At 67.3% G+C, this 13557-nt stretch carries 8 protein-coding genes; 4 read left to right on the forward strand and 4 right to left on the reverse strand.

Annotation, left to right across the window (positions count from 1 at the left end; translation table 11 throughout):
* Window positions 1-107 precede the first annotated feature (107 nt).
* From ACHWVH_RS00005 to apbC, 3 genes are all read right to left on the reverse strand, one after another.
* On the reverse strand, window positions 108-635 hold the full coding sequence (locus ACHWVH_RS00005) for an RDD family protein (RefSeq protein ID WP_295926836.1): 528 nt from the start codon (window positions 633-635) through the stop codon (window positions 108-110).
* A 40-nt stretch (window positions 636-675) separates the two neighbouring features.
* Entirely contained in the window at window positions 676-1248 is a 573-nt protein-coding gene (gene dcd / locus ACHWVH_RS00010) for a dCTP deaminase (RefSeq protein WP_019801387.1), read from the reverse strand.
* Between the two features lie 128 nt (window positions 1249-1376).
* Window positions 1377-2228: an iron-sulfur cluster carrier protein ApbC gene (gene apbC / locus ACHWVH_RS00015; RefSeq protein WP_295926839.1), complete on the reverse strand. Its 852-nt coding sequence runs from the start codon at window positions 2226-2228 to the stop codon at window positions 1377-1379.
* A gap of 767 nt (window positions 2229-2995) precedes the next feature.
* On the opposite strand from apbC, the gene ACHWVH_RS00020 reads away from it, so the two are divergent.
* Window positions 2996-5755, forward strand: a complete 2760-nt coding sequence (locus ACHWVH_RS00020; protein ID WP_394686521.1) for a TonB-dependent receptor plug domain-containing protein — start codon at window positions 2996-2998, stop codon at window positions 5753-5755.
* A 285-nt stretch (window positions 5756-6040) separates the two neighbouring features.
* On the forward strand, window positions 6041-6430 hold the full coding sequence (locus tag ACHWVH_RS00025; protein ID WP_150409879.1) for a cupin domain-containing protein: 390 nt from the start codon (window positions 6041-6043) through the stop codon (window positions 6428-6430).
* A 174-nt stretch (window positions 6431-6604) separates the two neighbouring features.
* Here the strand turns inward: ACHWVH_RS00025 and ACHWVH_RS00030 are convergent, their stop codons facing one another.
* A complete protein-coding gene (locus tag ACHWVH_RS00030) occupies window positions 6605-8170 on the reverse strand; it encodes a sulfotransferase (RefSeq protein ID WP_394686428.1) in 1566 nt (521 codons plus the stop codon).
* Window positions 8171-8625: 455 nt separating this feature from the next.
* Between ACHWVH_RS00030 and ACHWVH_RS00035 the strand changes: the two genes are divergently transcribed.
* The gene (locus tag ACHWVH_RS00035; protein WP_267105268.1) at window positions 8626-11433 is read left to right on the forward strand and encodes a TonB-dependent siderophore receptor; all 2808 of its coding nucleotides are present in this window, start codon (window positions 8626-8628) and stop codon (window positions 11431-11433) included.
* Between the two features lie 79 nt (window positions 11434-11512).
* Window positions 11513-13516, forward strand: coding sequence for an alpha/beta hydrolase family protein (locus tag ACHWVH_RS00040; protein WP_394686429.1), 2004 nt, complete (start codon window positions 11513-11515; stop codon window positions 13514-13516).
* Window positions 13517-13557: the final 41 nt, after the last annotated feature.

Raw genomic sequence — 13557 nt, forward strand, 5'->3', positions numbered from 1 at the left:
GGGAGGCGCTGAGGCGACTCCCCACCCCAGCCGCTCGCGGCGCGCGCGCGGCTTAGGGCATGGCCGCCTACGAGGCGCAGGCGGGTGCCGTCGTACGTCCGTCGCCCTCAGCGGCGGACGTTGACCACGCGGGTGCCGGCGATCAGGTCGTGCAGGCAGCGCTTGTCCTGGCGGAAGATGAACAGCGCGTCCACCAGGGCGTAGATGCCGCCCACGATCGGCACCAGCGAAATCGCCTGGGTCGGCAGATAGCGCAGCGCGATCAGGCGCCAGAACGGCGGCTGCCCACCCTCCAGGTCGGCGATGCGGATCCACAACAGCTTCTTGCCCCAGGTCTGGCCGCTCTTGGCCAGCGGGTAGCCCTGCACCGCCAGGAAGATCACCATGCCCAGCACGCCGTAGCCGAGGGTGGTCAGGAACGGCACCTGCACGCCGCTGCGCGCGGCCTCCATGACCTTGCCGAAGTAGCCGGTCAGCGCCGCCACCGGCAGGAACGTCGCCAGCGAGATCACGCCGTCGATCAGCGACGCGCCGAGGCGCTCGCCGCGTCCGGCGAGGACCTCGCCGTCGGCGATGCCCGGCAGCGCGGGCGGCAATGCCGCGTCGGGGGCCTGGTAGGGATTGGGGTCGTTCATTGCGCGCTCCTTGTGCTGTCGGAAAGAGTGAGTTGGGTGGTCAGGTCTTGGGCAGGGTCACGCCGGTCTGGCCCTGGTACTTGCCGCCGCGGTCCTTGTAGCTGGTCTCGCAGACGTCGTCGGCATCGGACTGGAAGAACAACATCTGCGCCACGCCCTCGTTGGCGTAGATGCGCGCCGGCAGCGGTGTGGTGTTGCTGAACTCCAGGGTCACATGCCCTTCCCACTCCGGCTCCAGCGGGGTGACGTTGACGATGATGCCGCAGCGCGCGTAGGTGCTCTTGCCCAGGCACACCACCAGGGTGTCGCGCGGGATGCGGAAGAACTCGACGGTGCGCGCCAGCGCGAAGCTGTTGGGCGGGATGATGCACTCGTCGGCCTCGATGTCGACGAAGCTCTTGGGATCGAAGTGCTTGGGGTCGACGATGGTCGAGTTGATGTTGGTGAACACCTTGAACTCGCGCGAGCAGCGCACGTCGTAGCCGTAGCTGGAGGTGCCGTAGCTGACGATGCGCTGGCCGTCGAGCTGCTTGACCTGGCCCGGCTCGTAGGGCGCGATCATGCCGTGCTGTTCGGACATGCGGCGGATCCAGCGGTCGCTCTTGATGCTCATGGGGCTTCCTGATGCAGTGGCGGCAGGCCGCAGCCTGCCCGCCGGGAACGCGGCCGGCGACGAGCCGGCCGCGATGACCCGCGATTCTAGCCGGTCGCGACGCGTTCGCGGCAGGCGCCGCGCGCCGCTCAGCCCAACGCCGCGGAGATCGGGATGGCCGCGCGCGGGCGCTTGCGCAGTTCCTCGGTCAGGCGCTGCGCGGTGGCCAGGTAGGCCTGCGCCGCGGCCGAGTCCGGCGCGGCCGCCACCACCGGGGTGCCGGAATCGCCCTGCTCGCGGATCGCGATCGCCAGCGGCAGCGATCCCAGCAGCGGCACACCGTACTGCTGCGCCATGCGCTGGCCGCCGCCCTCGCCGAACAGGTGCTCGACATGGCCGCACTGGCTGCAGGTGTGCACCGCCATGTTCTCGACGATGCCCAGCACCGGCACCTCGACCTTCTCGAACATCTTCAGCGCCTTCTTCGCGTCCAGCGTGGCGATGTCCTGCGGGGTGGTGACGATCACCGCGCCGGCCACCGGGATCTTCTGCGCCAGGGTCAGCTGGATGTCGCCGGTGCCGGGCGGCAGGTCGATCAGCAGGTAGTCCAGGTCGTCCCACAGGGTATCGGCGAACAGTTGTGTGAGCGCCGAGGTCGCCATCGGACCGCGCCAGATCATCGGCGTGTCCTGGTCCACCAGCAGCCCGATCGACATCGCCTCGATGCCGAAGGCGCGCATCGGCTCGATGCTCTTGTCGTCCGGACTGTCCGGGCGCCCGCTCAGGCCGAGCATGGCCGGCACGCTGGGGCCGTAGACGTCGGCATCCAGCACGCCGACGCGCGCGCCCTGGCGCTGCAGGGCCAGGGCCAGGTTCACGGCAGTGGTGGACTTGCCCACCCCGCCCTTGCCGGAGCCGACGGCGACGACGTTGCGGATGCGCGGGTGCGGGGCGAGCTTGGGCTGGACGGCGTGGGCGGGGAGACGCGGGCGATCGGTCATCGGAAAACTCAACAAGAAAGCGTCGGCGACGCAGGCCAGGCATGCGCGCGACGGAAAGGAAACCATGGACCGCACACGGCGCCGCGGGCAGCGGCAGCGGCGCGGGCCGCACAGACACATGACTATACAAGTGCACCGACGCACGGTCCCGCGCCGCGGGCGGCGCGAGCGCTGGCGGATTTTGCGCAAATGCCGCGTGGCACGGCCTGCGACCGACCTTTCAGCTCCGTCATCGCGCGCCTCGGCACCGGCCCGCGCAGACGCCGGGATCGCGGCGCGCCATGCCGATGCGGCGATCACCCGCACTTGCACGCCCCACGATGGCGAGTCGCGCTCACCGAAATGGTGCGTCGTTAGCCGGGCCGCGCTGCCGGCGGTATCGGGATCGCCCAGTCGTCGCAGGCCTTCAGGGGCACGGCCCGCCACGCCCCACATCCGTTCAGCAACCTATACAACGAATGCCCCGCAATGGTGCAAAGCAACGCGAAACTTGTCTACACCGGTGCCGCGGCCCGGCGTTCGCCGACATTTCCCGCCTGATCGGCGCAGTTTTTGTTGGTAGACGAAAAAAGTGACACCCATGTACAAACCGCGTTAAGTCCGTGTTACGTTTGGGTTGATCGCAGGATGCGATCCCACTTTCAAGGCACACGTCGCGGCACGAGGCCCCTCGCCTTATCGATTGATTTTCGGGGAAGAGAAAGATGACTGTCCGTCATACTCGTAGTTTCAAGCACAGCCACCTGAGTGCCGCGCTGGCCTCCGCCATGCTTGTCCCGGCCGCGTTCGCCGCCTTCGCGCAGGACGCCACGACCGACGACAAGACCGATAAAGCGACGAATCTCGACAAGATCACCGTCACCGGCTCGCTGATCCCGCAGACCGAGATCGAGACCGCCACCCCGGTCACCACGATCAACGCCGAAGAAATCAAGGCGCGCGGCTTCAGCACCGTCGCCGACGTGCTGCAGAAGAGCTCGTTCGCCACCGGCGGCGTGCAGGGCGGGCAGAGCTCGGGCACCTTCACCCAGGGCGCGAAGACGGTGAGCCTGTTCGGCCTGCCGCCGGGCTACGTGAAGTACCTGATCGACGGCCGTCCGATGTCGAACTACCCGGCGCTGTACAACGGCAGCGACACGTTCAACAACATCAGCGGCATTCCGATCGACCTGGTCGACCGCATCGAAATCCTGCCGGGCGGCCAGTCGTCGCTGTACGGCTCCGATGCGATCGCCGGCGTGATCAACGTCATCCTGAAGAAGAAGATGGACGGCGCGGTGTTCAGCATCCGCGGCGGCGGCTACTCCGAGGGCGGCGGCAGCAACTTCCGCACCACCTTCGCCGACGGCTGGACCTCGGCCGATGGCCGCACCAGCATCCTGGGCGGCTTGCAGTACGAAGAAAAGGATCCGATCTGGGCCTATCAGCGCAGCCAGACCAAGCAGTTCAACACCCAGGGCTACAACGCCCAGCTGCCGAGCCGCGACTTCCTGGTCTACAGCCCGTTCACCAGCTACAAGTTCCTCGACCCGAACAACTGCAACAACGTGTCCGGCCTGTTTGGCGGCACGGAAGGGCTGCAGCGGCGTCGGGGCTTCGGCGACGAGTACTACTGCGGCTCCAAGTACACCCCGGGCTACCGCACCCTGGACAGCGGCACAAAGTCGCTGCAGGCCTACCTGCACGGCACCCATGACCTGAACGACAACGTGCAGCTGTACGGCGACGTGCTCTACAGCCACGACGAGGTCAAGTTCAACGCCGGTTCCAACTACATCTGGTGGGGCACCGCTGCCGACTTCGGTTATTACTACGATCCCAAGGTGGGCGACCTGCTGAACCTGCAGCGCGCGTTCGCGCCGGAAGAAATGGGCATCAACGGCATCAAGGACACGATGAGCCGCAACAAGAGCGACTCGGTACGCGTGACCTTCGGCGCCCAGGGCCAGCTCGGCCAGTCGAGCTGGGACTACGATGCCGGCGTCACCTACACCCAGTACAAGCTGGAAGAGCGCCAGTTGGTCCGCTACAAGAACGCGATCGACCAGTTCTTCGTGAACCGCGTGCTGGGTCCGCAACTCGGCCTGGATCCGCTGTACGGCGCCTACCCGGTGTACTCGCCGAACTATGCGGCGTTCTACTCGCCGATCAGCCAGGCGGACTTCGCCAGCTTCACCGGCCAGGCCACCAACAAGAGCAAGACCTCCGACGGCATGATTCGCGTGCAGGCCACCAACGGCAAGCTGTTCAGCCTGCCCGGCGGCGACGCGGGCCTGGCCGTGGTCGGCGAGTACGGCAAGCAGAAGTGGGACTACGCGCCGGATCCGGTCATCCTCAACGGCGAAGTCTGGGGTCTGACCTCGGTGGCCGGCGGCGGCCAGCGCGACCGCTACGCGCTGACCTCGGAACTGCGCATGCCGGTGTTCGACCCGCTGACCATCACCCTGGCCGGCCGCTACGACGCGTTCAAGGCCAGCGGCCGCACCATCGACAAGCCGACCTACAGCATCTCGCTGGAATACCGTCCTTTCGAGACCCTGCTGCTGCGCGGCAAGTACGGCACCGCGTTCCGCGCGCCGACCCTGTCCGACCTGTACCAGGGCCAGAGCGGCTACTACAGCAGCGTTGTCGATTACTACCAGTGCGCGCAGCGCGGCTATCTGCCCGGCAATACCGACAACTGCCCGCAGGCCTACTCGAGCCGTCAGTTCCGCGGCACGCAGTCCGGCAGCCTGGACCTGAAGCCGATCAACGCCGACGTGTGGAGCGCGGGCTTTGTGTGGTCGCCGGTGGACCGCATGGCGCTGACCGTCGACTACCTCAACTGGGACATCAGTGATGAGGTCACCCAGCAGAGCGCCGACGGCCTGAGCCTGCAGGACTACCGCTGCCGCGCCGGCATCGACGACGCCAACTCTGCACTGTGCAAGCAGACAGCGTCGCAGGTGACACGCAATGCGGCCGGCCAGATCACCAACATCTACACGCCGAAGATCAACGTCTCCAACCAGAAGCTGGAAGCGGTCACCGCCTCGTTCCGCTATGGCTACGACTTCGGTCGCTGGGGCGACCTGAGCACCATCGCCAGCTACAGCGAGAACCTGCGCCACAAGTACGTGCGCTACACGGGCGATACGCCGGTGGATCTGCTGAACGATCCGTACTGGAGCACCGACCCGAAGCGCAAGGCCGACGCGTCGCTGACCTGGGACATCGGCAAGTTCTCGACCACCTGGTACGCGAGCTGGTTCGACAAGACCCCGAACTACGCGGCGACCGTCGCACCGGCCGGCTATGCCTCCCCGCGCGCCGGCAAGCTGCCGTCGCACATCACCCACAACGCCAGCGTCACCTACAAGGCGTTCGAGGGCATGGAGCTGTCGCTGATGATGACCAACGTGTTCAACAAGATGCCGCCGCTGGACAAGTCCTACCCGGGCAGCGCGCAGTGGGCGTACAACGAATACAACTTCGATGTGTACGGCCGTGCGTACTACCTGGAAATGCGTTACTCGTTCGGCAAGTAAGCCGACACGCATGTCCTCACAGAGCCCACCCGCAAGGGTGGGCTTTTTTTTGCCTCGCATTCGCGGCCTGCCCGGTCGTTCCATGCATTGCAGGCATCTGCCCGCGCGGCACGTCGGCGAGATTGGTCAAGCACACATGATTTGCGCACGACAGCGTTCCGCCGCCGTGGCCGCTGGCGCCGTCAGCCCATGCTGTAATCGCGCCTAGCGCATCCGTCGCCGCCGAGACGCCCCCTCCTCGTCGTCGCATCCGATGCCGCAATGCATCCAGTGGAGATACCCGACATGCCGCGTCGCGACTTCGATCCCGCCACCTTCGCCGCGGATGGGCGGCCGGCAACCCAGGCACGGCTGTTCGATGCGGACACGCCGCCGCCGTGGCACGGCGTCGTCGCCGGCGCAGCCCTGGGTGGCGCGGTCACCGTCCTGACCTACGGCACCGATGCGATCGGCGACGGCCCGCCGCGCCACGTCCATCCGTACGACGAAACCTTCGTGGTCCTGGTCGGACGCGCGCGGTTCTTCGTCGGCGACAGCACGCTCGAGGCGGCGGCCGGAGACGTGGTCTTCGGTCCCGCCGGCGTGCCGCACCGGTTCGAGAACCTGGGCCCTGGCCGTCTGCAGACGCTGGACATCCATCATTCGCCGACCTGGATCCAGACCGATCTGGACTAGGCGAGGCCAGCCACGCGCAGTGCGGCAATGCCGCGGCACACAGGAGCGCCACGGAAGAAGTGCGCAGCGCTCACCGCTCCGCACCACGCCTGCGCCACGCGCCAGCGTGCGCGCCGGATACCACAGCGACCGATCACGGAGCGGTAGAAACCGGCCGCGCGGGCGGCCCAGTGGTTACGGATAGAACGCCGACAACAGCGCCTTCAGTTCCTGCAGATCCTCGCCGTAGCGCTGCCAACGCCCCATGTAGGAACGCGTCATCGACGTGCGCACCTGCACCACACTGGCGGTGGCCACCGGCGCCTGGTTCTGCTCGAAATGCAGGCAGGCGTCGTCCCACGGCAGGCCGCAGAACTCCAGCAGGCGGCGCGTGGTCGGCTCCTGTGCGGTCACCAGGTCCTCGTAGTCGACCTGCAGGATGCGCTGCGGCAGCACCGCGTTCCAGTGCGCCATCAACCGGTCGAACATCAGGAAGTAGCGGCCAACGTCCATCAGGTCGAAGGAATAGTCGTAGTACGGCGAGGACAGCGCGAACAACTGGCGGAAATTGCTCAGGCAGGTATCCATCGGGTCGCGCCGCAGGCACACGATCTTGGCCTTCGGCAAGGCGCGCGCGATGTGGCCGGCGTAGAGGAAGTTGTGCGGCAGCTTGTCCACGAAGCGCGGCTTCAGCGCCGTGCCGGGCCGCGTGGACTCGACATAGCCGCGGCCGAGCGCGCGCCAGTCCAGCCCCTGCACCTGGCTCAGCGTGGCTTCGTCGAGGATCTCCGGCGATGGCGTGCCGGTCAGGCGCTTGAGCACCACCGAGAAGTTCTGCAGTTCCCCCGCCGAGTGCACCTGCGGATGACTGGACAGGATCCGGTCCACCAGCGTGGTGCCGCTGCGCGGCATGCCGATCACGAAGATCGGCTCCTCGCTCTCGAAGCCCGCCACCGGCGCATCATCGGCACGGAAGCTCCGATGCAGGGCCTCGAACAGGCGCGCATCGCGCTCGGAGGTGTAGCCGCGCGCACGCTTGTGCACCGACTTGCCCTGCACATAACCGCGGAACGCCGCGCGGTAGTCGCCGAGGTCTTCGTGCTCCTTGGCCAGCGCCAGGTTCAGGTGCAGCACCGCGTCCGGATCGTCGCCGGCCGACGCCAACGCGGCCTCGAGCAGGGCCAGGTTGTTCTCTTCCGGCGTCCACTTGCGCAGCTGCGACAGCGACAGATACACCTTCCAGTAGCGCGGCTCCAGGGCCAGGCAGGCGCGGTATTCGGCCTCGGCCTCCTGCAGCCGTCCGGAGAACAGCAGCGAAGTTCCGAGGTTGTAGCGGAAGCTGGCCTGCTGCGGCGCCGCCTGCACCGCACGCGTGAACGCCTGCAGCGAGGCGGCATGTTCGTTGACCTGGCTGTAGACCACGCCCAGCGTGTCCAGGGTATGCGCATCGGTGGGCTGCAGCGCCATCGCCTGATCGGCGAAGCGGTGCGCATCCTGCAGGAACCGCCCCATCGCCAGCACCCGCGCCAGTTGCGCCGCGTAGTCGGCGCGTTCGGGATTGAGGGTCGCGGCTTGGTGAAGGTGCATGGCCGCGACCTGCATCTGCTGCAGTTCCAGTGCCGCCACGCCAGCGACGAAATGCACGCCCGGATGCTGCGGCAAGGCCTGCAGCAGCAGCTGCGCGATCCGCTGCGCCTGCAGCCAGTCGCTGCGGTTGAGCGCCGCGATGGCCTGGTTGTAGAGCTGAACCTGTTCGCTCATGGATGCGCCCGATCTCCCCTGGAAGGCTGGCCGCGGCGGCACGCAGGCGGGCGCGGCGGTCTCCGATTATGACCGCAGCGCAGCATTCGCGCGCATGCGCGGTTCTGCCGCCGGCCGCCGCCGCACACCCCGGCCGCAGGGCGAGCGCGGAGCGAAACGGGCTCGCCCTGATGGAAATGACGCAGCGACAAGGGCTTGCATCACGTGGCGTCCAGGTGCGCCTGCCGCGGCGACCGCCTTTACAGCAAGCCCACTTCAAAAACATGTCATGTAACGCAAATTTTTCGTTACTTTTCCGATTTGTTCATGCTACGGTCAAGAAACGTGAAACGGACCTCACGCTCTCTACACGTACCTGTCCAGGAAGGGACCTGGGTACTGCACATGCATCTAGGGGAAATTTGTCAATGTCAGTCAAAGCACCGACTCCCAAGCGGAGTCTTCTGGTCGTTGCTGTGTCCGCCATTCTGGCCCTGCCCGCCGCGTCGGCGCTGGCGCAAAGCCAGCCCGCGAGCGAGGAATCGGAGACGGAACAACTGACCGAGGCCACCGGCGCCAAGGCGCGCACCCTCGAGAAGGTGACGGTGACCGGTTCGCGCATCCAGCGCACCGAGGTCGAGGGCCCCTCGCCCGTCACCATCATCTCCGCCACGCAGATCGAGCGCGAAGGCTTCAACACCGTCTTCGACGCGCTGAGCACGCTCACCCAGGCCTCCGGCTCCACCCAGAACGAGCTGTTCCAGGGCGGCTTCACCCCCAACGCCAGCGTGATCAACCTGCGCGGCCTCGGCCCCGGCCGTACCCTGCTGCTGATCAACGGGCGCCGCGCCGCGGACTACCCGCTGCCCTACAACGGCCAGAGCAACTTCGCCAACTTCGGCAATATCCCGGCCGCGGCGGTCGACCGCATCGAGATCCTCGCCGGCGGCGCCTCGGCCATCTACGGCTCCGACGCGGTCGCCGGCGTGGTCAACGTCATCCTCAAGACCAACTACGAGGGCGACCTGGTCAAGCTGCGCGGCAGCACCCTGACCCGCGGCGGCGGCGACACCGGCGACTTCCAGTGGATCGGCGGCAAGACCGGCGACCGCTGGAGCCTGACCTACGCCTTCGAGTACACCGCCGGCGAGCCGCTGTACGGCTACCAGCGCGACTTCATGGATTCGTCGCTGGACAACCCGTTCCCGCCGGCTTTCGTCGGCATCCAGCCGACCGGCACCATGCGCGTGCGCCGCCGGACCGGCTCGACCACCAACTCCTACTTCGCGCCGCCGGCCGGCGCCTGCGAACAGTTGGGCGACGAGTGGGTGCGCTGGAACTACCGCAGCGCCAGCGCCGCCGGCGCCATCACCAACCTCGGCCAGGCCTGCGGCACCTTCAAGGATCCGGCCTACCAGACCATCCGCAACGAGAACAACGACCTGTCCGGCTACGCCTACGGCACCTTCGATTTCGAAGGCGGCATGCAGGGCTGGGCCAGCCTGCAGGCCTGGTCGTCCGAGTCCAAGTACACCTCGGGCACCCAGTTCTGGTCCGGCCGCACCAGTGGCGCGCTGTGGTTCGATCCGGGCTTCAACGCGCTGGTCGACGCGCAGCGCGTGTTCGCCCCGCAGGAAGCCGGCGGCGTCGAGCACCTGATGGCGCGCAACAAGGAGAAGTCCTACGACTTCGCCGCTGGCCTGCGCGGCAAGCTGGGCGACCGCTTCGACTGGGACCTGACCCTGTCGCGCGCCGAGTACAAGGTGAAGGTCGATCGTCCGCGCCTGATGGCCTCGGCGGTCAACGACTACTTCCTCGGCCAGCAACTGGGCACCCGCGTGGTCGGCGGCGTCACCTATCCGGTGTATCGCCTGAACCAGCAGCGCTACTACAGCGCACTGACCCCGGACCAGTTCGCGGCGTTGAGCACCACGGTCAAGACCGACGCCAACTCGCATGTCAACCAGGGCAGCTTCGTGCTCTCCGGCGACCTGTTTGAGCTGCCGGCCGGCGCGCTGGGCTTTGCCGGCGTGGTCGAAGCCTCGCAGCAGGAATACAAGCTCAATGCCGACCCGCGCATCCTGCCCGACTACACCGGCACCGACCGTCCGTACAATCTCACCGGCACCGGCGGCGGCGGCAAGCGCGACCGCTACGCGCTGGGCGTGGAGCTGTCGATTCCGATCCTCAGCTCGCTGAAGGCGCACCTGGCCGGACGCCTGGACAAGTACGACGACGTCACCGCGGTGGACGACGCCAAGACCTGGAACGCCGGCCTGGAATGGCGTCCGCTGGACAATCTGCTGTTCCGCGGCTCCTACTCCACCAGCTTCCGCGCGCCGGACCTGCACTACGTGTTCGCCGATCGCAGCGGTTCGTTCTCCAGCATCTTCGACACCCGTCGTTGCCTGGAAAGCGGCCGCGCCGCGGCGCAGTGCCCGACCTCGGACACCACGGTGAACTACACCGCGTACGGCGTGCGCCAGGGCACCACCAACCTCTCCGAGGAAACCGGCACGTCGTGGACCGCCGGCTTCGTGTGGGACGTGCTCGACGGCCTGTCGGTCACCGCCGACTACTACGACATCCGCCTGAAGAACGTGGTGGCCGACATCACCTCCACCTACATCCTCGACGGCGAAGCCGGCTGCGTGACCGGGCTGACCCGCAACCGCAACCCGTTCACCCTGGGTGCGCCGGGCTCGGCGTTCTGCAACGACATGCTGTCGCGGGTCACGCGCCTCAACGCGCCGGGCACGCCGAACGACGGCCAGATCACCGAGATTCGCCGCGGTCCGATCAACCGCGCCTTCCTCGGCACCAAGGGCATCGATGCGTCGCTGGACTACCGCCTGGACACCGACCGGCTTGGCGACTTCCGCTTCCAGGTGGGCTACTCGCACACCCTCGAGCAGAAGTCGGCCGAGTTCAAGGGCGACCCGATCCTCGATTACCGTGACGACCTGGGCAACTTCGACTTCCGCAGCCGCATCCGTACCACCGCGACCTGGCAGAAGAACGACTGGCAGGCGGCGGTGTTCATGATCCGCTACGGCAGCCTGCCGAACTGGCAGGAGACCGGCCGCATCGCGCCGTACTTCATCTGGAACGCCAACGTGGGCAAGAAGCTGACCGACAAGCTGACGGTCAACTTCTACGTCAACAACGTGTTCGACAAGACGCATCCGAAGGACAGCGGCTACAACACGTATCCGTACTTCTGGCGCGCCTACAGCCCGTACGGCCGCGAAGTGGCGGCGGAGTTCCAGTACCGCTTCCGCTGAGCCGCACCACGCACACTGGAGGTCAGCGAGAGCCCGGCATCGGGCTCTCGCTGTGTTCAATCACGCAAAAAGGATTCTCGTGAAACGACTCGTTGCTTTCTGCGCGCTGGGGCTGTGCCTGCACGTCGGCATCGCCGCAGCCGCTCCCCCGCCCATTGCGGATTTCGTCAAACGCCCCACCTACAGTGCGGTGAAGATTTCGCCGGACGGCGAATACCTGGCGCTGACCGTGGACCGCGGCGAGCAGGACGTGCTGACCGTGCTCGGCACGCGCGACCTCAAGCCGATCAAGGTCAACGTGCTGCCGGACGGCAAGAGCGTCGGCGCGTTCTACTGGACCGGCCGCAAGCGGCTGCTGTTCACCGCGGTCAAGAAGGTCGGTTCGTTCGAGCGGCCGATGGGCACCGGCGAGTGGTTCGCGGTCGACGCCGACGGCGGCCAGCCGCGCACCCTGATCGAATACGGCACCCAGGGCGTCACCCAGCGCGGCAAGAGCGTCGGCCGCGAATCGTTCTCCCTGCTCGACACGCTGCGCGACGACGAGCAGAACGTGGTCATGCAGGTGCGCTACCCGCGCTCCTCGGAAGGTGCCGGCACCGAAGTGGTGATGATCGACACCCTCAGCGGGCGGCGCAAATCGCTGGGCCGCGCGCCGAAGACGAACTGTTCCATCGCCCTGGACGCGGCCAAGCAGCCCGCGTTCGCCACCTGCCAGAGCGACAAGGACGAGGACACCGGCTACGACAGCCACAGCGAGGTGTACGCGCTGAAGGACGGCAAGTGGGAGCTCATCAACGCCAGCAAGGCCGATGGCGCGCGCCTGGACATCGCCTGGTCCACCGCCAACGGCCGCGTCTATGCCACCCGCGACGACGGCAAGGCGCCCGGCGCGTTCGGGTATCTGGATCCGCGCAGCGGCGGCTTCGTCACCCTGTTCCAGGACCCCACCAGCGAGGTGGCGCGCACCATCACCGCCACCGACGGCTCGGACACCGCGCTGGCGGTGGTCACCGAGGCCGGCGCGCCGCAGGTCAGGCTGATCGACGAGGCGCATCCGGACGCAGCGTTGTACGCCAGCCTGGCCGCGGCCTTTCCCGGCCAGTACGTCGACTTCGCCAGCGCCACCCGCAATGGCGACACCATCGTGGTCAGCGTGCGCAGCGACCAGAATCCCGGCGAGCTGTACCTGTACGAGCGCGCCACCGGCAAGGCGCGCTTCCTGATGAAGAGCCGGCCCTGGATCGATGCGGCGAAGATGGCCACGATCACGCCGATCCAGTTCACCGCCCGCGACGGTCTGCGCATCCATGGCTACCTCACCGTGCCGGCCGGAGCGCAGGCGAAGAACCTGCCGCTGATCGTCAACGTGCACGGCGGACCGATGGGGCCGCGCGACAACTGGGGCTTCCATTCGGAGGCGCAACTGTTCGCCAGCCGCGGCTACGCCACGCTGCAACTCAACTACCGCGGCTCCGGCGGCTTCGGCAAGGCGTTCATGGACCGCGCCTACGGGCAGTGGGACGGGGGCATCATCAACGACATCGTCGACGGCACCCAGTACGCCATCCAGCAGGGTCTGGCCGATCCGGCGCGGATCTGCATCTACGGCGGCAGCTTCGGCGGCTACGCCGCGATGATGGCGCCGGTGCGCGCGCCGGGGCTGTTCCGCTGCGCGTTCGGCTACGTCGGCATGTACGACGCCAAGATCCAGTTGCGGCTCAGCGACACCAGCAAGAGCGAGAGCGGCAGGCGCTATCTGCTGCGCGCCTTCGGCAGCACCAGTGCCGAGCAGGAGCGGATGTCGCCGATCAACCACGTGCAGGCGCTGACGCTGCCGATCTACCTCGCCGCCGGTGCACGCGACGACCGCTGCCCGCCGGAGCACACCGAGGCGCTGGCCAAGGCGCTGCAGGCGGCCGGCAACCCACCCGAAGGCGTGATCGTGCAGTCCGGCGAAGGCCACGGCTTCTACAAAGAAGACAACAACCTCAACCTCTACACCCGGATGCTGGGGTTCTTCGACGCGCACCTGGGCGGTTCCGCGGCACGACCGAGCGCATCCGCGCAGGCCGGCGCGCCCTGACGCTGGCGCAGACAACGCCACGGCGCGCCGCCGTGGCACGC

Origin of the sequence: uncultured Xanthomonas sp., from assembly GCF_964278005.1 — a bacterium.
In the GTDB taxonomy this organism is placed as follows: domain Bacteria; phylum Pseudomonadota; class Gammaproteobacteria; order Xanthomonadales; family Xanthomonadaceae; genus Xanthomonas_A; species Xanthomonas_A sontii.

What these genes read in the sequence shown, in the direction of transcription:
- dcd (WP_019801387.1), bottom strand. Translation starts at nt 1,248, where the DNA reads ATGAGCATCAAGAGCGACCGCTGGATCCGCCGCATGTCCGAACAGCAC.
- apbC (WP_295926839.1), bottom strand. Translation starts at nt 2,228, where the DNA reads ATGACCGATCGCCCGCGTCTCCCCGCCCACGCCGTCCAGCCCAAGCTC.
- ACHWVH_RS00025 (WP_150409879.1), top strand. Translation starts at nt 6,041, where the DNA reads ATGCCGCGTCGCGACTTCGATCCCGCCACCTTCGCCGCGGATGGGCGG.
- ACHWVH_RS00005 (WP_295926836.1), bottom strand. Translation starts at nt 635, where the DNA reads ATGAACGACCCCAATCCCTACCAGGCCCCCGACGCGGCATTGCCGCCC.
- ACHWVH_RS00020 (WP_394686521.1), top strand. Translation starts at nt 2,996, where the DNA reads ATGCTTGTCCCGGCCGCGTTCGCCGCCTTCGCGCAGGACGCCACGACC.
- ACHWVH_RS00030 (WP_394686428.1), bottom strand. Translation starts at nt 8,170, where the DNA reads ATGAGCGAACAGGTTCAGCTCTACAACCAGGCCATCGCGGCGCTCAAC.